The sequence below is a fragment of the Paraburkholderia sp. RL18-101-BIB-B genome, from assembly GCF_046026985.1.
Classification (GTDB): domain Bacteria; phylum Pseudomonadota; class Gammaproteobacteria; order Burkholderiales; family Burkholderiaceae; genus Paraburkholderia.
Map to the genome: position 1 here is coordinate 37,761 of NZ_JARESV010000033.1, position 17,262 is coordinate 55,022.

At 65.5% G+C, this 17,262-nt stretch carries 15 protein-coding genes and 1 pseudogene; 9 read left to right on the forward strand and 7 right to left on the reverse strand.

Translation table 11 applies throughout. The features are described from left to right. Positions 1-5 precede the first annotated feature (5 nt). A complete protein-coding gene (locus P0D73_RS32690) occupies positions 6-923 on the reverse strand; it encodes a LysR family transcriptional regulator (RefSeq protein ID WP_408434567.1) in 918 nt (305 codons plus the stop codon). A 115-nt stretch (positions 924-1,038) separates the two neighbouring features. Here P0D73_RS32690 and P0D73_RS32695 point away from each other — a divergent pair, with 115 nt between their 5' ends. From P0D73_RS32695 to P0D73_RS32735, 9 genes and pseudogenes are all read left to right on the forward strand, one after another. Next, positions 1,039-2,583: a YbfB/YjiJ family MFS transporter gene (locus P0D73_RS32695; protein WP_408434570.1), complete on the forward strand. Its 1,545-nt coding sequence runs from the start codon at positions 1,039-1,041 to the stop codon at positions 2,581-2,583. A 122-nt stretch (positions 2,584-2,705) separates the two neighbouring features. Then, positions 2,706-3,737, forward strand: a complete 1,032-nt coding sequence (locus P0D73_RS32700; protein ID WP_012433803.1) for a threonine aldolase family protein — start codon at positions 2,706-2,708, stop codon at positions 3,735-3,737. Positions 3,738-3,937: 200 nt separating this feature from the next. Continuing rightward, positions 3,938-4,468 carry an NUDIX domain-containing protein gene (locus P0D73_RS32705; RefSeq protein ID WP_408291114.1) on the forward strand — a complete coding sequence of 177 codons (531 nt, stop codon included), beginning with the start codon at positions 3,938-3,940 and terminating at the stop codon, positions 4,466-4,468. A 206-nt stretch (positions 4,469-4,674) separates the two neighbouring features. Further along, complete coding sequence (locus P0D73_RS32710; protein ID WP_132373658.1) at positions 4,675-5,124, forward strand: acyl-CoA thioesterase; 450 nt, start codon at positions 4,675-4,677, stop codon at positions 5,122-5,124. A gap of 4 nt (positions 5,125-5,128) precedes the next feature. Continuing rightward, positions 5,129-6,067 carry a branched-chain amino acid ABC transporter permease gene (locus P0D73_RS32715; RefSeq protein ID WP_408180634.1) on the forward strand — a complete coding sequence of 313 codons (939 nt, stop codon included), beginning with the start codon at positions 5,129-5,131 and terminating at the stop codon, positions 6,065-6,067. Beyond that, on the forward strand, positions 6,060-7,352 hold the full coding sequence (locus P0D73_RS32720) for a branched-chain amino acid ABC transporter permease (RefSeq protein WP_408180633.1): 1,293 nt from the start codon (positions 6,060-6,062) through the stop codon (positions 7,350-7,352). Before P0D73_RS32715 ends, P0D73_RS32720 begins: the two co-directional genes overlap by 8 nt. 79 nt (positions 7,353-7,431) lie before the next feature. Then, on the forward strand, positions 7,432-8,184 hold the full coding sequence (locus P0D73_RS32725) for an ABC transporter ATP-binding protein (protein WP_408180632.1): 753 nt from the start codon (positions 7,432-7,434) through the stop codon (positions 8,182-8,184). Continuing rightward, entirely contained in the window at positions 8,181-8,894 is a 714-nt protein-coding gene (locus tag P0D73_RS32730; RefSeq protein ID WP_408434574.1) for an ABC transporter ATP-binding protein, read from the forward strand. The genes P0D73_RS32725 and P0D73_RS32730 overlap by 4 nt, the downstream gene beginning before the upstream one ends. Before the next feature lie 194 nt (positions 8,895-9,088). Further along, positions 9,089-9,295, forward strand: a pseudogene (locus P0D73_RS32735) (hypothetical protein); the annotation flags it as partial. A 41-nt stretch (positions 9,296-9,336) separates the two neighbouring features. Here the strand turns inward: P0D73_RS32735 and iolB are convergent. The 6 genes from iolB to P0D73_RS32765 all read right to left on the reverse strand — a co-directional run bounded on the left by iolB (position 9,337) and on the right by P0D73_RS32765 (position 17,170). Continuing rightward, on the reverse strand, positions 9,337-10,137 hold the full coding sequence (iolB, locus tag P0D73_RS32740; protein WP_408180630.1) for a 5-deoxy-glucuronate isomerase: 801 nt from the start codon (positions 10,135-10,137) through the stop codon (positions 9,337-9,339). After that, entirely contained in the window at positions 10,134-11,060 is a 927-nt protein-coding gene (gene iolE / locus P0D73_RS32745; protein ID WP_408434577.1) for a myo-inosose-2 dehydratase, read from the reverse strand. Before iolE ends, iolB begins: the two co-directional genes overlap by 4 nt. Positions 11,061-11,070: 10 nt before the next feature. Further along, the gene (gene iolD / locus P0D73_RS32750) at positions 11,071-13,044 is read right to left on the reverse strand and encodes a 3D-(3,5/4)-trihydroxycyclohexane-1,2-dione acylhydrolase (decyclizing) (protein WP_408434581.1); all 1,974 of its coding nucleotides are present in this window, start codon (positions 13,042-13,044) and stop codon (positions 11,071-11,073) included. Then, complete coding sequence (locus P0D73_RS32755; RefSeq protein ID WP_408434584.1) at positions 13,041-15,086, reverse strand: bifunctional 5-dehydro-2-deoxygluconokinase/5-dehydro-2-deoxyphosphogluconate aldolase; 2,046 nt, start codon at positions 15,084-15,086, stop codon at positions 13,041-13,043. The genes iolD and P0D73_RS32755 overlap by 4 nt, the downstream gene beginning before the upstream one ends. Positions 15,087-15,150: 64 nt before the next feature. Further along, a complete protein-coding gene (locus tag P0D73_RS32760) occupies positions 15,151-15,999 on the reverse strand; it encodes an ATP-binding cassette domain-containing protein (protein ID WP_243658100.1) in 849 nt (282 codons plus the stop codon). A 13-nt stretch (positions 16,000-16,012) separates the two neighbouring features. Beyond that, a complete protein-coding gene (locus P0D73_RS32765) occupies positions 16,013-17,170 on the reverse strand; it encodes an ABC transporter permease (protein WP_132373666.1) in 1,158 nt (385 codons plus the stop codon). Between the last annotated feature and the right edge of the window lie 92 nt (positions 17,171-17,262).

The following is a 17,262-nucleotide window of genomic DNA, read 5'->3' on the forward strand; positions in this document are numbered from 1 at the left end:
AAAAATCAGGACGCCCCTTCCGCAGCAGTCACAGTCTCGGGCAAGCTCACCGCATCGTGCCGCATCACCAGCGCCTGTTTCAACGCATTCAATGCGGACGAAAAGTGCCCGCGTCGCCACACCAGCAGTGTCTCGATCACTCCGATGTCGGGCAGCTCATGCACCGCGATATTGCTGGCATCGGTCTGCAAATTCAGCACCGACCGCGGGGCCACCGCCACCCCTGCGCCAGCGGCCACGCATGCCACGATCGCGTGGTAGGAGCCCAGCTCCAGCACGCGCGCCGGCCTGACACCGTGCTCCAGATACCACTTCTCGATATAGGACCGGTAAGCACAGCCACGCTCGAACGCAATCAGCGTCGACAGCGCAATGTCCCGGACGTCCCGAATCGGCCGATGCCCGCGCGGCGTCAGCATCACCAGTTCCTCCCTGAACACCGACACCGACTCGAATAATTCGCCGAGCGCAGCCGGGTCCAACGGCGTCGCCACCAACGCGGCATCCACTTCGAATTCACGCACCCGCTCGATCAGCTTGCCGGTCGTGCCGATCTCGAGTTCCAGCGCGACGGCGGGCCACTGCTGGTGATAACGCGCGAGCAGCGCGGGTAGACGCGTCGCGGCGACACTTTCCATCGTGCCCAAACGCAGCCGCCCGCTCGGACGGTCCTCGCGCACCGCATGACGCGCCTCGTCGGCGAGCGCGAGCAGGCGTTCAGCGTAGGGCAGCAGCGTCTCGCCGGCGGGCGTCAGGACGAGACGGCGGCCGTCGCGGATGAACAAGTCGGTGCCCAGTTGCTCTTCGAGCTGCTTGATGCGCGTAGTGACGTTCGATTGCACGCGATTGAGCTTGGCAGCAGCGCGCGTCACGCCGTTTTCCCGCACGACGGCACGAAAAATGGTCAAAGCGGCCAGATCCATGATTCTCTCTAGGCGATGGGTGATATCCGAATTATTCATTTTTCGTGATTGAAAGGTCAAGCTACTATGGACGTAAGCCATCTGATCGATTGACCGCACGTATCGTCGCCCGCTCATGAACAATCTCGCCTCCACCACGCACGGCAGCTTCGCCGGACGCCACCCCGCCCGCCGCGCGGCGCTTGCCTGCATGGTCACGCTGGCCGTCGCGCTCGGTATCGGGCGATTTGCATTCACGCCGCTCTTGCCGCTAATGCTTCACGGCGACGCGTTCGGTCAGCCGCAGCTCGATATTCAGCATGGCGGCTGGCTGGCGTCGTTCAATTACGCGGGGTATTTCCTCGGCGCGGTCACGTGCGCGGCGCTGCGGATCGAGCCGGCGCGCATGGTGCGTTGGGGGCTCGTCGCGACGGTGCTGCTGACGCTGACGATGGGTGTGGCGAGCCAGTTCTGGATATGGGCGGCGGTGCGGTTCATCGCGGGCGCGGTTAGCGCCTGGACGTTCGTATTCGCGTCCCAGTGGGGCTTGCGGCGGCTCGCCGAGCTCGGTGCGCATGGATGGGGCGGGGTAATCTACACGGGGCCGGGCATGGGCATCGTCGGTACGGGCCTGCTGGTCAGCGTGGCGGGTGGGTATGGGGCCACGGTGGGGTGGCTCGGGTTCGGGTTGATTGCGGCGGCTCTGTCGGTTGTGGTTTGGCCGGTGTTTGGCGCGGCGTCCGGCAGTGGAGAAATAAATCTGCGCGCTCGCATGGTTGGTTCTGGTCGTGGCGATCAGACGAGTGTTGGCGCGATGAGCCAACGTGACACCGGTGAATTCGGCGCGACGGAACGCGCCGCAGGTCAATGCGCGGGAAACGATGGCGTTGGAACCTATGGCGCTCAACTTCAGGGCGCTGGAACTCAACGCGCGGCAGTTCACGGCGCTGCAGCTCAAAGCGCCGGAACCTTCGGCGCTGAATTCCAACGCGCAGCAGCTCAACGCGCAGCAACCCAAGCCACGCCAATCCAACGCCCCGTCGCCCAACCCACCACGACCAGCACCGCCCACCACGCCACCCATCACCACGCCACCCATCACCACGCCGACGCCCTCTGGCTCATCCTTCTCTACGGCGTCCCCGGTTTCGGCTACATCATCACCGCGACGTTCCTGCCCGTCATCGCGCGTCACGCATTGCCTGGCTCAGCATGGCCCGACCTGTTCTGGCCGATGTTCGGCGCGGCGCTGATCGTCGGCGCACTGCTGGCGGCGCGTTTGCCGGTGCACTGGGACAACCGCACGCTGCTTGCCGGCTGCTATGTGCTGCAGGCGTGCGGCATCGCCCTCGGTATCGTCTGGCCGACGGCGGGCGGCTTCTCATTCGGCAGCATCCTGATCGGCTTGCCGTTCACCGCGATCACGCTGTTCGCGATGCGCGAGGCGCGGCGTCTGCGCGGCGACGACGCTGCCGGTCTGATGGGCTACGCGACGGCGGCCTATGGCGTCGGTCAGATCATCGGCCCGCTCGTCGCCGCGCCGATCGCAGAGCAGACCGGATCGTTTTCGCCGGCCTTGTGGCTGGCCGCGGGCGCGTTGCTGCTGGGCGCGGCCGGGCTGATCGTCGTCGCGCGCATGCCGCGTGGCCGGGGCCGCATGCCCGAATGCGGCTGCCATTGAAAGCGCGTGGATGCAGGCGTACCAGCCAATCCCATAGCCGGAAAACAAATAACCGAAGGGCGCACTAAAATGACCGCTTTCCCGTCATCCCAGCGCGTCCATCGCCGGACGCGCCGCCAGCCATGCAACATTTCGCGTCCGACAACTACGCCGGCATCTGTCCCGAAGCGCTCGACGCGCTGATCGCCGCCAACAACAGCGGCCACGAGCCGGCCTACGGCGACGATTCCTGGACCAACCAGGTGTGCGACCGTCTGCGCGAACTGTTCCAGACCGACTGCGAAGTGTTCTTCGTGTTCAACGGCACGGCGGCCAATTCGCTGGCGCTCGCGTCGCTGTGCCAGTCGTATCACTCGGTGATTTGCCACGAACTCGCGCATATCGAAACCGACGAATGCGGCGGCCCGGAGTTCTTCTCGAACGGTTCGAAGCTGCTGACGGCGCCGGGCATTGGCGGCAAGCTCACGCCAGACGCGATCGAAGCGGTGGTCACGCGCCGCGCCGACATCCATTACCCGAAGCCGAAAGTCGTCACGCTGACCCAATCGACGGAAGTCGGCACGGTCTACAGCGTCGAGGAAGTGCGGGCGATCGCGGCGATCGCCAAACGGCGTCATCTGAAAGTGCATATGGACGGCGCGCGTTTCGCCAACGCGGTCGCCGCGCTGGACGTGCATCCGTCGGAGATCACGTGGCGCGCGGGCGTCGACGTGCTGTGCTTCGGCGGCACCAAGAACGGCTTGCCGGTCGGTGAAGCGGTAGTGTTCTTCGACCGCGCGCTCGCCGACGATTTCGCCTACCGCCTGAAGCAGGCCGGCCAACTGGCTTCGAAGATGCGCTTCATTTCAGCACCGTGGCTCGGCCTGCTCGATAACGACGTGTGGTTGCGCAACGCGCGTCACGCGAACGCGATGGCGCAACTGTTGCAAACGCGGTTGCAGGAAATTCCGGGCGTGAGCATCATGTTTCCCGGAGAATCGAACGCGGTCTTCGCGCAATTGCCCGCGCAAGCCGCCAAGGCCATGCGCGCGCGCGGCTGGAAGTTTTACGAATTCATCGGCGCGGGCGGATGCCGGCTGATGTGCGCGTGGGATACGCAACCGGAAACGGTCGAGCGGTTCGCCGCCGAGGTGCGTGAGTTGTGCGCGGCGTGAGGCCGTGTTGGACCGGAGGCGCTGAAGTGCCGGGCCATGAGCGTCGAGATCGCGCGCTAACCTGAGCGCCAACCCGAGCACCGGCCTGAACGCGACCCTGAGCACCATTGGGCGCGCCGACTAAAACGGCACCGCAAACCGAGCGTCACGCCCATAAGCTACAAGCCATCACACAAGACAAACGGAACGTCCCCTTCGCCATGACCGAATACCGATTTTGCCCACGTTGCGCCACGCCTTTGACCCAGCGCGCCGACGCCGAACACGAAGGCGGCCGCATCCGCCAGACCTGTCCCGATCCGGCGTGCGGCTACGTCCACTGGAACAACCCGCTGCCGGTGGTGGCGGCGATCGTCGAGTACGAAGGCAAGATTCTGCTGGCGCGCAATGCCGCCTGGGCGGAGGGCATGTTCGCGCTGATCACGGGCTTCCTCGAAAACGGCGAGACGCCGGAAGAGGGCATTGCCCGCGAGGTGCTCGAGGAAACCTCGTTGCACGCGGAGACGGTCGAGTTGATCGGCGTGTACGAATTCATCCGCAAGAACGAACTGATCATTGCGTATCACGTGAAGGCTTACGGAACGATTGCGTTGTCGCCGGAATTGCTGGAGTACCGGCTGGTCGAGCCGGCCAAGCTGCGGCCTTGGCGCGCGGGCACCGGCCAGGCGCTCGGCGAATGGATGCGGCGGCGCGGCCTGCCGTTCGAGTTCGTCGAAAGACCGGGGCAGTGAGCCAGCCGACAAACACGTCGATGAGCGGTGCGATGAACCCACGCTCAGCGAGGAGCGCGGCATGGCTTATATTTCCTGTCCGACCGTGCGCCGGTAGCAAAGGCGCTCGTGCCGCATGCTGACCGAGTGGCATTGACCAAAACAACCGGCCACACAACGTTCACGATAACGCCCGAGACAACCACGCCCGAGACAACCACACCAGCATGAACAAACCCGCATCCGCCTTGCGCAGCGCCTACCCGCATTTCCTGACGATTCCCACCCGCTGGATGGACAACGACGTCTACGGTCACGTGAACAACGTCGTCTACTACAGCTACTTCGACACCGTGGTGAACGAGTATCTGATCCGCACCGGCGTGCTCGATTTCGAGCAGGGCGAGACGATCGGTCTCGTGGTCGAGACGCAATGCAACTACTTCGCGCCGCTGGTGTTTCCCGACCGGATCGACGCGGGCCTGCGCGTCATACGGCTCGGCACGTCGAGCGTGCGCTATCAGGTCGGTCTCTTCAAGGAAGGCGAGGATCAACCCGCCGCGCAAGGACACTTCGTGCATGTGTATGTGAATCGTGTCACAAGGCGCCCGGTGAATCTGCCCGCCGAATTGCGCGCGGCGCTCGAACCGTTGAGCGTCGCAGAACAGCCGGACTAGGCGCGTGCAGTCGTTCGTCATCAACCTGCTGAACGGCATCAGTTACGGCCTGCTGCTGTTCATGCTGTCGGCGGGCTTGACGCTGATTTTCAGCATGCTCGGGGTGCTGAATTTCGCGCACGCGAGCTTCTACATGCTCGGCGCTTACGTCGGGTTTTCGGTGGCGGCGCGCGCGGGGTTCTGGAGCGCGCTGGTCGTGGCGCCGCTTGTCGTCGGACTGATCGGTGCGGCCCTGGAGCGGTGGCTGTTGCGGCGCGTGCGTGGGCACGGCCATCTTGCCGAGTTGCTGCTGACGTTCGGCGCCGCGTATCTGCTCGGCGAACTTGTCAAGCTCGGGTGGGGCTTGAACCCGCTGTCCGCGACCGTGCCCGCCGTGCTCGACGGGCCGCTCTTCACCGTCTACGGCGCGGCGTTCGCACGCTACCGCGCGTTCATGATGGCGGTGTCGCTCGCCATGCTGGCCGTGCTGTTCGCGGTGTTGCGCGTGTCGAAGGCGGGCCTGATCGTGCGCGCCGCGCTGACGCACGCGAGCGCCGTCGAAGCGCTCGGCCACAACGTGCCGCGCGTGTTCACCGGCGTATTCGCGGCGGGCACGGCGCTCGCCGCGCTGGCCGGCGTGATCGGCGCGCCGCTCTTCGTGATCGAACCGGGGATGGCGGAGTCGCTCGGCTCGATCGTGTTCGTGGTGGTCGTGATCGGCGGACTGGGTTCGCTGAGCGGAGCGCTGGTGGCGTCGCTGCTGGTCGGTTGCGTGCAGACGCTGGCCGTGGCGAGCAGCGTGTCGCTGGGCGACGTGCTGTCGATATTCGACGCCACGCTCCCCGTCGAATGGGACGCGTTGACGCTCGCGCAACTCGCGCCGCTGATTCCGTATCTGCTGCTGGTGGCGATGCTGGCGCTGCGCCCGCGCGGGCTTTTCGGGCGGCGCGACGACCATGCGTGAGGCAAACGAATCGCCAGCGCCGTCCGTGACAGCGCCGCGCGCGCTGTGGCGCATGCTTGCGCCGTGGCTTGCGCTCATTCTGTTGCTCGCGGTGCCGCCTTTCATCTGGCCGCAAAGCTGGTTGCTCGCCTACCTCGCGCAGACCGCGACGATGATCGTGTTCGCCCTTTCATACAACCTGCTGCTCGGCGAGACGGGACTGCTGTCGTTCGGCCACGCCGCTTACTCCGGCCTCGGCGCGCTGCTGGCCGCGCAGGTGTTCAACCGGATCGGCGTGCCGCTCGTGCTGCTGCCGCTGGTCGGCGGGATCGGCGGCGCGCTGTGCGGCGTGCTGTTCGGTTTCATCTCGACGCGGCGCGCCGGCACGGCCTTCGCGATGATCACGCTCGGTCTCGGCGAACTCGTGGCGGCCGCCGCGTGGACGCTGCCGGACTGGTTCGGCGGCGAAGCGGGCGTGGCGATCGATCGCGCGAGCGGACCGTTGCTGGGAAGCTGGACCTTCGGCCCGGCGCGCGAGGCTTATGCGCTGATCGCCGTGTGGTGCCTGCTCGCGTGCGCGGCGATGTTCGTGCTTTCGCGTACGCCATTCATGCGCCTTGCCAACGCCGTACGCGACAACCCGGTGCGGGCTGCAGCGATCGGTTGCTACCCGCGTCGCATTCGCTGTGGCGTAGTGGTGATGTCGGCGTTTTTCGCGGGTATCGCGGGGACGTTGGCGCTGATCAATGTGGAACTGGTGTCGACGGAGAGCGTCGCCATGATGCGCTCGGGTGCGGTGTTGATCGCCACGGTGATTGGCGGGACGGCGGCGTTCTTCGGGCCGGTCGCGGGCGCGGTCGTTCTGACGTTTTTCAGTGTCGCGGTGGCGAGCGTGACGCGGGCCTGGCTGTTCTATCTGGGGCTGTTCTTCATCGTGGTCGTGGTGATTTCGCCGGATGGATTGGCGGGCTTCATGGGGCGTTTTACGGCGCGTGTGGCCGCGCACGGCTGGCGCCGGTGCCGCGCGGCGTACGTGTGGGGCATGGCTGCCGCATTGTTGTGGACTGTGGCCGCTGTGCTCGCCGTGCAATGGGCCTACGCGGCGCAATTCGGTGCGGACGATGGCGCGGTGTTCGACGTGCCCGGCCTGCCGTCATGGATCAACGCGTCTCCGCTTTACTTCGGCGCCACAGTCTTTGTGTTGGCCGCGTTGGGAGGACTCTCCGCGCATTACGCTATTCGCGCGCAAGCGTTTCTTGCAGCCCTGCGCTCGAGCACCGCGCATGCCGCCGGAGGCTCGCGATGATCCCGACGCTTGTGATTCGCGCGCAAACGCTTCTCGCGGCCACACGCTCGAACACCACGCACACCACCGGAGCCTCGCAATGATCCCCGCGCTCGCGCTCTACGGCGTCGAAAAACGCTTCGGCGCCACGCAGATTCTGCGCGGCGTTGATCTTGCGATTCAACCCGGCGAGCGTCACGCGCTGATCGGTCCGAACGGCGCGGGCAAATCGACGCTCTTCAATCTGATCGCAGGCGGCGCGCGGCCGAACGCGGGGCGCATCGATCTTTTCGGCGCGGAGATCACGCGCCTCGCGCCGGCCGCGATCACGCGTCGCGGCCTCGCGCGCAGCTTCCAGAGCACCAGCGTGTTCACGCGCCTCTCCGTGTTCGACAACCTCCGCTGTGCGGCGATGCTGGCCGAGCGTGACCGCACGCGCTGGTGGCAGCGTTTTAGCGGCTCGCGCACGGTCGACGCGCGCGCCTCACAAGTGCTCGACGCGGTGGGCTTGAGCGAACGCCGCCACGTTCAGGCCGGCACGCTCAGCTATGCCGAGCAGCGCGCGCTCGATCTCGGCATCGCGCTCGCGGGCGGCGCGCATACCTTGCTGCTAGACGAGCCGACGGCCGGCATGAATCGCGCGGAAGCGGCGCGCGCCATCGAACTGATTCGCGAGACCACGGCGGGCCGCACGCTGCTAATGGTCGAGCACGACATGGACGCGGTCTTCGCGATCGCCGATCGCATTTCGGTGCTCGTGCAAGGACGCATCATCGCGAGCGGCACGCCGGCGGCGATTCGCGCGGACGCAGCGGTGCGCGCCGCGTATCTCGGCGAAGGGTTCGGCTCATGAGCGCCCTGCTGGACATTCGCGCGCTGAACGCGTGGTACGGCGCGAGCCAGGCGCTGCACGGCGTCACGCTCAGCATCCAGGCGGGCGAAGTGCTGGCACTGGTCGGCCGTAACGGTTCGGGCCGCTCGACGCTCGCGCGCGCGATCATGGGTCTCGTACGGAGCGAAGGCGAGTTGCGTTTCGCGGGCCGCGCGCTCGGTGGCCTGCGCACCTTCGAGATCGCGCGCCTCGGGCTCGGCTATGTGCCCGAGCATCGCGACGTTTTTCCGACGCTGAGCGTGCACGAGAATCTGCAACTCGGTGTCGCGCCACAGGATCGCGGCCGCGCGCCGCGCTTCACCATCGACGATGCGTACGCGCTTTTCCCCGTGCTGCGCGAACGGAAGCGCACGCGCGCGGGTGCGCTGTCGGGCGGCGAGCAGCAGATGTTGACGCTTGCCCGCGCGCTGCTCGGCGACCCCGATCTGCTCGTCATCGACGAACCCGGCGAGGGTCTCGCGAGTCTGGTGATGGAGCAGGTCGCCCGATGCTTGCGGACGCTGCGCGATCGCGGCGTGGCGATGCTGCTGATCGAGCAGCGTCTCGTGATCGCGGAGGACATCGCCAGCCGCGTCGCGGTGATGGGGCACGGCGAAATCGTGTTCGACGGTGCGCTCGCGTCGTTCTTGCAGCGGACCGACGTGATGCGGGAATGGCTCGGCGTCGGTTGAGCCTACGCACGGTGTTCTATTGAGGTGCGACGTGGCGGCTTGTTGATCGATTTGCTGTCCAGGTAAATCCCTCACGCGTCGGCAGAGTCGCGTGCCCCGCGCTCTGCGCCCAAATCGCGCCAATCATGGCGTTTGAATCTCATTAGTCGACACGCCGCTCACGCCCCGTGCACGCGGCTTTCCACTCACTTGCCGCAGCGAAGAGCTTCGTCTGGATCGAGTCCGGCGACGTGAAGATGTTCAACTCGCTGGTGACGAATACGCGCACGTTCATCAAGGACAGTTCGAACCCCGGCGTGATGAAGTTCGATCTGTACGGCTATCGCAAGGACGTGGCGAAGGGAACGGTGAAGATGGGCGAGGACGGCGGCCTGGAGGTCGATCTGGCCGTTAGACAGTAGCCTGCGCGGTGCTTTTGGAAAGCGCCGCGCAGGCTGCAAGATCAAGCGTCCTTATTGATGATCCACTCGTGCGCCGGATCATTGCGGAAATGCCAGACTCGTTGCCCACCTGCCATCACGTTCAGATAATACGAGTCATACCCGTACGGCACGATCACGGGATGATAGCCACGCGGCACCATCACGACGTCGTGATTCTCGACGGCCATCGATTCGTCGATGTCGCGCATGTCGGTGTACACGCGCTGAAACGCAAACCCTTGCGGCGGATCGAGCCGGTGATAGTAAGTCTCTTCGAGCGAACTCTCGTGCGGGACATTGTCGGTGTCGTGCTTGTGCGGCGGGTAGCTCGAAGCGTGTCCACCAGGCGTCCTGACTTCCACCACCAACAGTGACTCCGCAGGCTCGGTCTGAGGAAGAATATCGCAGACGTATCGCGTATTCAGTCCTTTGCCGCGGGTCGAGCGCTTCATCGAACCAGGCTCGATCAACCTCGCCGGGAATTCGCCTTTGGCCGGTGCACTCGCCACGCCGATTTCGGCGTCGCGGCAAGCGCGAACCGTCACCCGCACGTTCGGCGGCAAATACACCGCGTACGGTGCGGCGTCCTCGAACACGCTGTCGCGCGAACCCAGCGAACTCCATTTAGTGTCCGCGGTTTCGATATCCACCGCACCCGTGAGCACGACGATGCACACTTCACGCGACGGTTCGAACACGTGCACGACCTCGTTCTCACCCAGCCGGTAAGCGGCAAAACCGACGTACCGCCAGCACGCCGACTCGGGTGTCACTCGCGCGATCGTCTGGCCTTCGCGCTGCGCCTTCACCAATAAACTCATGCTGCCTCCTGCTCAGAGCCGCCGGCGGCGCCGAGCGGCGCATCGACCAGCGTGCGTAATGTCTTGTAGCCTTTCTGCGCATATTCGAACGACGGCGCCACGACCGGATCCTGTTCCGCTTCCACCACCAGCCAGCCGCAATAACCGTGCCGCTTCAAGCGCTCGATGATCGCGGGGAAATTCACCGCGCCGTCGCCCGGCACCGTGAAGGCGCCGGCGATGACCGCGTCGAGAAAACTCCAGTTTCGGTTGCGCGCGAGCTTCATCACGGCGGGGCGCACGTCCTTGCAATGCACGTGGCAAACGCGCCCGATATGTTTGTCGAGCACGGCCAATGGATCGCCGCCGGCAAACGTGATGTGTCCCGCGTCGAACAGCAGGCCGACGGCGTCGCTGGTGCGTGCCATCAGTTGATCGACATCGGCTGGCGTCTCGACATAAGCGCCCATGTGATGATGATAGGCGAGCCGCACGCCACGGCTTAACGTATACCGCGCGAATTCGTCGACGCGCGCCGCGTACTCGGCCCATTGTGCGTCGCTGAAAAAACGCGGACGTTGGTAAAGCGGCTGCGACGCGCCCTGAATCGAATCGGCGACCTCGCCATACACCATTGCCGTCGCGCCGTTTTGCGCGAGTAGCTCGAGATGCGGACCGACGGAGGCGATTTCCTCTTCCACGCTGCGTCGCGCGAGGCGTCCGGAATACCAGCCGGAGACCAGCGCGAGATCGTGTTGCGCGAGCAGCGTCTTCAATGCCTGGGGTTCGCGCGGAAACTTGTTGCCGAGTTCGAAGCCTTGATAGCCGATCGCGCGGCCTTCCGTCAGCGCCACCTCGAGTGGCGTCTCGCCGCCGAGCGAAGGCAGATCGTCGTTCATCCACGAGAGCGGATTGATGCCGATACGTACGTCGAAAGCAGTCATGCGGGCGTCCTCATTCGTTGTCGGTGGGGCCGGTGTTTTGCGCGGAACTCGCCGGCTCCGCGCGGGCCGCGAGTTGCGTTTCGTATTTCGCACGCGCGTCGCGCACAGCGGGGCGCGCCGACACTTCCGGCACCGCCACTTCCCACCACCAGCCGCCGTCGTCGGTGGTGCGGGCCGGATCGGTGTCGATGCTGATGACATAGGTACGATCCGCCGCGCGGGCGCGTTCCATTGCGGCTTCGAATTCGGCGATATTCGCCGCGTGTTCGGCTTGCGCGCCGAGAGCGCGCGCATGCGCTGCGAAATCGATCTTCGGCGCGCCGAGCGGTCCTTGCACGCAATTTTCGAGCAGGTTGTTGAATGGCGCACCGCCGCAGGCCTGCTGTAAGCGGTTGATGCAGCCATAGCCGCGATTGTCGAGCACCACGACGATCAGCTTCGCGCCGATCATCACCGAGGTGGCGATCTCGCTGTTCATCATCAGATAGCTGCCGTCGCCGACCATCACGATCACTTCACGCGCGGGCCGGGCGAGCTTCACGCCGAGTCCGCCGGCAATCTCGTAGCCCATGCACGAATAGCCGTACTCGACGTGATACGCACCCGGCTTGCCGGCGCGCCACAGCTTGTGCAACTCGGCGGGCAGCGTGCCGGCCGCGCAAACGACGATATCGTTCGCGGGCGAACTGGCGCTCGAACGTTGCACGGCGCCGATCACATCGCCCTCGTAGGGCAGCACGGTGTCGCGCTGCGGCGCATGCGTGAGCGTGCTCACCGTATCGCGCCAGCTCGCCGCGAGTTTGTGCGCGCGCGCGGTCCATGTGCGGTCCGCATGCCAGCCTTGCAGAGGTTCGGCGAGCGCGTCGAGCGCAAGACGCGCGTCGGCTTCGACTACCTGCGCGCGATGCTTGAGGCCGTCGAACGCATTGGCGTTGATCGCGATCACATCCGCCTGCGTGAACAACGTGTTCGAGCCGGTGGTGAAGTCCTGCAAGCGGGTGCCGATGGCCAGCACGCAATCGGCGTCGTGCGCGAGCGCGTTCGCGGCGGGCGAGCCGGTCACGCCGAGCGCACCCGCGTTCAGCGGATCGTTCCAGGCAAGCGAGCCTTTGCCGGCCTGCGTTTCCGCGACCGGAATACCGTGCGTGGTCGAGAAACGGTGCAGCGCATCGGTGGCGCGGCCGTATAGCACACCGCCGCCCGCGACGATCAACGGCCGCTTCGCATGCCGCAGACGCGCGACCGCAGCCTCGATTTCATCGACGCGCGGCGCGGGCGAATAAAACGTGACGACGCGCGGTTTGAAGAAGTCGACGGGGAAATCCCACGCCTGCGCCTGCACGTCTTGCGGCAACGCGAGCGTGACGGGTCCGCACAGGGCGGCGTCGGTCAGCACACGCACGGCGCGCGGCAGCGCATTCAGCAACTGCGCCGGATGCACGATGCGGTCGAAGTAGCGCGACACCGGCTTGAACGCGTCGTTGGCGGAGACGCCGCCGTCGTGGAAGTCTTCGACCTGCTGCAACACGGGGTCCGGTGCGCGCGAGACGAAGATGTCGCCGGGCAGCAGCAGCACCGGCAAACGGTTCACGTGGGCGAGCGCCGCCGCGGTTAGGAGGTTGGTGGCGCCCGGTCCGATCGACGTCGTGACGGCCATCATGCGGCGGCGGAAATGCGCCTTCGCATAGGCGATCGCGCTATGCGCCATCGCCTGTTCATTGTGGGCGCGCAGCGTCGGCAGTTCGTCGCGGTGCTGATACAGCGCCTCGCCGATCCCCGCCACGTTGCCGTGACCGAAGATGGCGAACACGCCGCCGAATAGCGGCTCGGTGCCCTGGCCGTCCTCGGTCGCGACGCGTTGCGCGGCGAGATAGCGGACCAGCGCCTGCGCGGTCGTCAGGCGCACCGTGCCGCCCGAGCCCGCGCGAGCGTGGCTGGCGTCGTTGGCGGACGCCGCGTCGTGATGCAATACGCGCTGATTCATGCGGCTTGCTCCTGATGGACATGGTTCGGCGCGCTGGCCTGCGCGGCACTCGCGCCACGTGTTGCGCGCCACGAAGCGATCAGCGTTTCGAAGGTGCGGCGCACGCGCGCGATCAGTTCGTCGTCGCCGATTTCTCCGGCGAGCCACGCATGGCTCGGTTCGTGGAAGATCGTGCGCCCGACCGTGAAGCCGCGGCACGTCGCTGATTGCGCCGCCGCGCGGAAGCCTTCGTCCAGTTGCTCGACGGCCGCCGACAAACCGAGCAGCACCACGCCCCGGCAATACGGATCGCGCTCGGCGATCAGCGCGTCGACGTTGCGCCATTGCGCGGCGTCCATCGGTTCGAGCTTCCACCACTCGGGATAGATGCCGATGTTGTACAGGCGCTTCAACGCGCGATACACCGTGTCCGGCGCTTGCGGCAGATGCGCGTGTTTCGGCGGAATCACTTCGAGCAGCAATTCGTGGCCGCTTGCTTGCGTCGCGTCATAGAGCGCGCGCAGCTGCGCTTCCTGTTCGAGGCGCTGCTCGATGGGTTCGTCGGGATGGAACTGCACGAGGCACTTGACGATATGCTCCCGCGGCCACGGGATCAGCGTGGTCCCGATCGAACGGCCATGATCGAACACGAGCGGCACCGAGCCCGGCAGTTCCACTGGCCGGCCGATCCACCAGCCGCGCCCGGTGGCCGCGTTCAGCGCGTCCTGTCCGTAACGGTCGTCGATCAGCACGCCGATGCGGTTCTGCAAACCCAACGCGCTTTCAGTCTGCGCGACGGCTTCGACGAACAGGCCCTTCAGGCGCGCAATGCGCGCTTCGTCGGCGCCGGTTTGCTGCGCGAGTTCGAAGAACTGGTTGCGATGGTCGAACGCGAAGCCGAGTACTTCGTCCCATTGTTTGCGGGCCGGCGAGACGCGATGCAGCCGTGCGAGCGTCGCGTCGCGATCCGGGCGGCGCATGCGCTGCGGATCGGCTTTCGCTTCGCGCAGGAAGTAGTCGAGTTCGGCGGGCGTCGGCATGGCCGGCGCGCAGCCGTGCCGTGAGACGACCAGCGCGCCGCTTGCGTTCGCGGCGCGCGCGCACGCTTCGAGCGGCTGATCGCGCAGCCAGCCGGAGAGAAAGCCCGAGGCGAACGCGTCGCCTGCGCCGAGCACGTTCAGCACTTCGACTTCCACGCCGCCGTGAATCGGCACGTCGTCGAGCGAGGCGGGGACCTGGCCGTCGATGATCTGGCAGCCGAGCGGTCCGCGCTTGAGCACCAGCGTGGCCGGTGTGACGGCGCGCACCATCGCGAGCGCGTCGACCAGTTCGGTCTTGCCGCCGGCAATGCGGAATTCTTCTTCGGTGCCGATCACAAGATCGATCAGCGGCAGAATGCGCTGCAAATGCGCGGTGACCCCTTCGCTCGCGACGAAGCGCGTTTCACCGTCCGCTTTGCCGGTAAGACCCCACAACACCGGGCGATAGTCGATATCAAGCACGGTGCGCACCTGGTTGCGGCGCGCGTAATCCAGCGCACGGCGGCTCGTACGGTTCACCTGTTCGGTGGAAAAGTGCGTGCCGGTGATCAGCAGCGCTTTCGACGACGCAATGAAGGCCTCGTCGAAATCCGCTTCATCGACCGCCATGTCGGCGCAGTTCTCGCGATAGAAGATCAGCGGGAAAGTATCGCGGTCTTTCAGGCCGAGCAGCACGAGCGCGGTCAGACGCTCCTGATCGATGCGCACGTGGCTGACGTCGCAGCCTTCTCTGGTTAGCGTCTCGGTGAGAAAGCGGCCCATATGATCGTTGCCGACGCGCGCCAGCATCGACGACGCGAGGCCGAGCCGCGCGCAGCCGAACGCGATATTCGCCGACGACCCGCCGAGATACTTCGCGAAGCTCGACACGTCTTCGAGCCGCGCGCCGACTTGCTGCGCGTACAGATCGACGGCGAGGCGGCCGAGGCAGACGATGTCGCGGCTGCGGCCCGGCGCGAAACGGCTGCCGTTCGACGGCGCCGAAGCGGACGGGGTCCCGCTGGATGTGCTGGAGTGATTCATGAAGTTTCCTGAATAGCTGGGCGCGTCGGCCGGCGCGGCTGCGCCAAAACGTCGCGCGAATGAATCAGATCGTCGCGCCTTCGAGTTCGCCGATCATCTTCTGCATCTCGGCGCCGCCGGCCATCATGTCGAGCACCTCGTCCTTGCTGATGGTTTCCTTGGTGAACGTGCCGAGCGATTTGCCGCGATTGAGCACCGTGAACGAATCGCCGATCGGATACGCGTGGTGCACGTTGTGCGTGATGAAGATCACCGAGATGCCCTTGGCGCGCGCCTTGTGAATCAGCTTGAGCACGTTGAAGCTTTGCTTTACGCCGAGCGCGGCGGTCGGCTCGTCGAGAATCAGCACGCGCGCGCCGAAGTGAATCGCCCGCGCGATCGCCAGACATTGCTTCTCGCCGCCGGACATGGTGCCGATCGGCTGATGCGCATCGCGCACGTTGATGCCCATTTCGGCGAGCTTGTCGCGCGCGGTGGTGGCGCTGGTTTCGAGGTCCATCACGCTCAGGAAGCCGAACAGTTTCTTCTGCGGCTCGCGTCCCATGAAGAAGTTGCGCGCCACCGAGAGCAGCGGCACCAGCGCGAGATCCTGATACACGGTGGCGATGCCGAGATCGAGCGCGTCTTTCGGCGATTCGAACAGCACCGGTTTGCCGTCCACCAGATACTGGCCGGAAGAGGGCTGATGCACGCCTGCGAGGGTCTTGATCAACGTCGACTTGCCTGCGCCGTTGTCGCCGAGCAGGCAGTGCACTTCGCCGCGTTTCAGACGTAAGGTCACGCCGCTCAATGCGATTACCTTGCCGAAGTATTTGTTGACGTTCTCGAGAGCGAGGATCACGTCTTCCTGCGGGGCGCTCGCGTTGGTGTTCGAGCCGTCGACGCCATTCGCTGCGGTATTCGTATCTGACATGGTCGTCTCCTCGTTACGATTGCGCGACGCGGCGGCGCACATAGTGATTGAACAGCACGGCGATCAGCAGCATCACGCCGAGGAACACGCGGAACCAGTCGGAACTGACGTTGGTGTAGGTAATGCCGATCTGCACGACACCGAAGATCAACGCCCCGAAACACGCGCCGACCACTGAACCATAACCACCCGTCAGCAAGGTGCCGCCGATCACCGCGGCGATGATCGCTTCGAATTCCTTCTGCAAACCGCGATCGGCCGCGGCCGAGCCGATGTCGCACACTTGCAGCACCGCGAAGAGGCACGAGCAGAACGCAGTCAGCACGAACAGCGAAATCTTCACGCGACGCACCGGCACGCCGACGTTCTTGGCCGCGTTGGCGTCGCCACCGACGGCGAGAATCCAGTTGCCCGCCCGCGTCTTTGCCAGCACGAACGCGCAGACTGCGGCGAGTCCGAGCCACCACAGAATCACCTTGGGAATGCCCGGCACAAGCGCGTGCCCGTTATCGAGCATGGTGCCGATGCCATGGCGGGCGAGCATCGTGAACAGACCGTTCAGCGCGACGCCGTGAAACAGCGTATCCGCGAGCCAGTCCTGCTGAGCGAGGTCGCCGACGCCGGAGACGATCGTGCGGTCCGCGAACATGATCGAGAGCGCGAGCGTGAGGCCGCGCAAGATGAACAGAAACGCGAGCGTGACGATGAACGAAGGCAGGCGCGTTCGCATCACCAGATAGCCGTTCAGCGCGCCTAGCAGCATGGAGCCGGCGAACGCGAAGAGGATCGCGAGCGAAATCGGCCAGTGAAAATACACCGAGGGAATCGCGACCATCATGCCCGCGAAACCGATCATCGAGCCGATGGACAGATCGAACTCACCGGCGATCATCAGCAGGCAGGCGCCCACGGCGAGGATGCCGAGATACGCCGAGACCTGCGACCAGTTCATCACGCCGTCGAGATTGAACATGCCGGAGTTGCCGGCCGTCAGCGCGAAGACGAGAAACACCAGTACCGCGCCGGAAATCGCGGCGAATTCGGGGCGGTTCAGCACGTGGCCGAACCTGGATTCCTTGCGCAGCCGTTCATCCGAATCGGGCACCGAGGGCGCTGCCTCGCCGGAATTCGTCTTGACGTGCGGTGGGAAGTGTTTGCCGGCTACACCCATGATGTCTCCTTGGAGCCCGGCCGTGTGCGACTCGCACGCGAGGATGCGTGGCGAGAACAACAGCCGGTGAAATGCGCGGTGGCGGCGGGCGG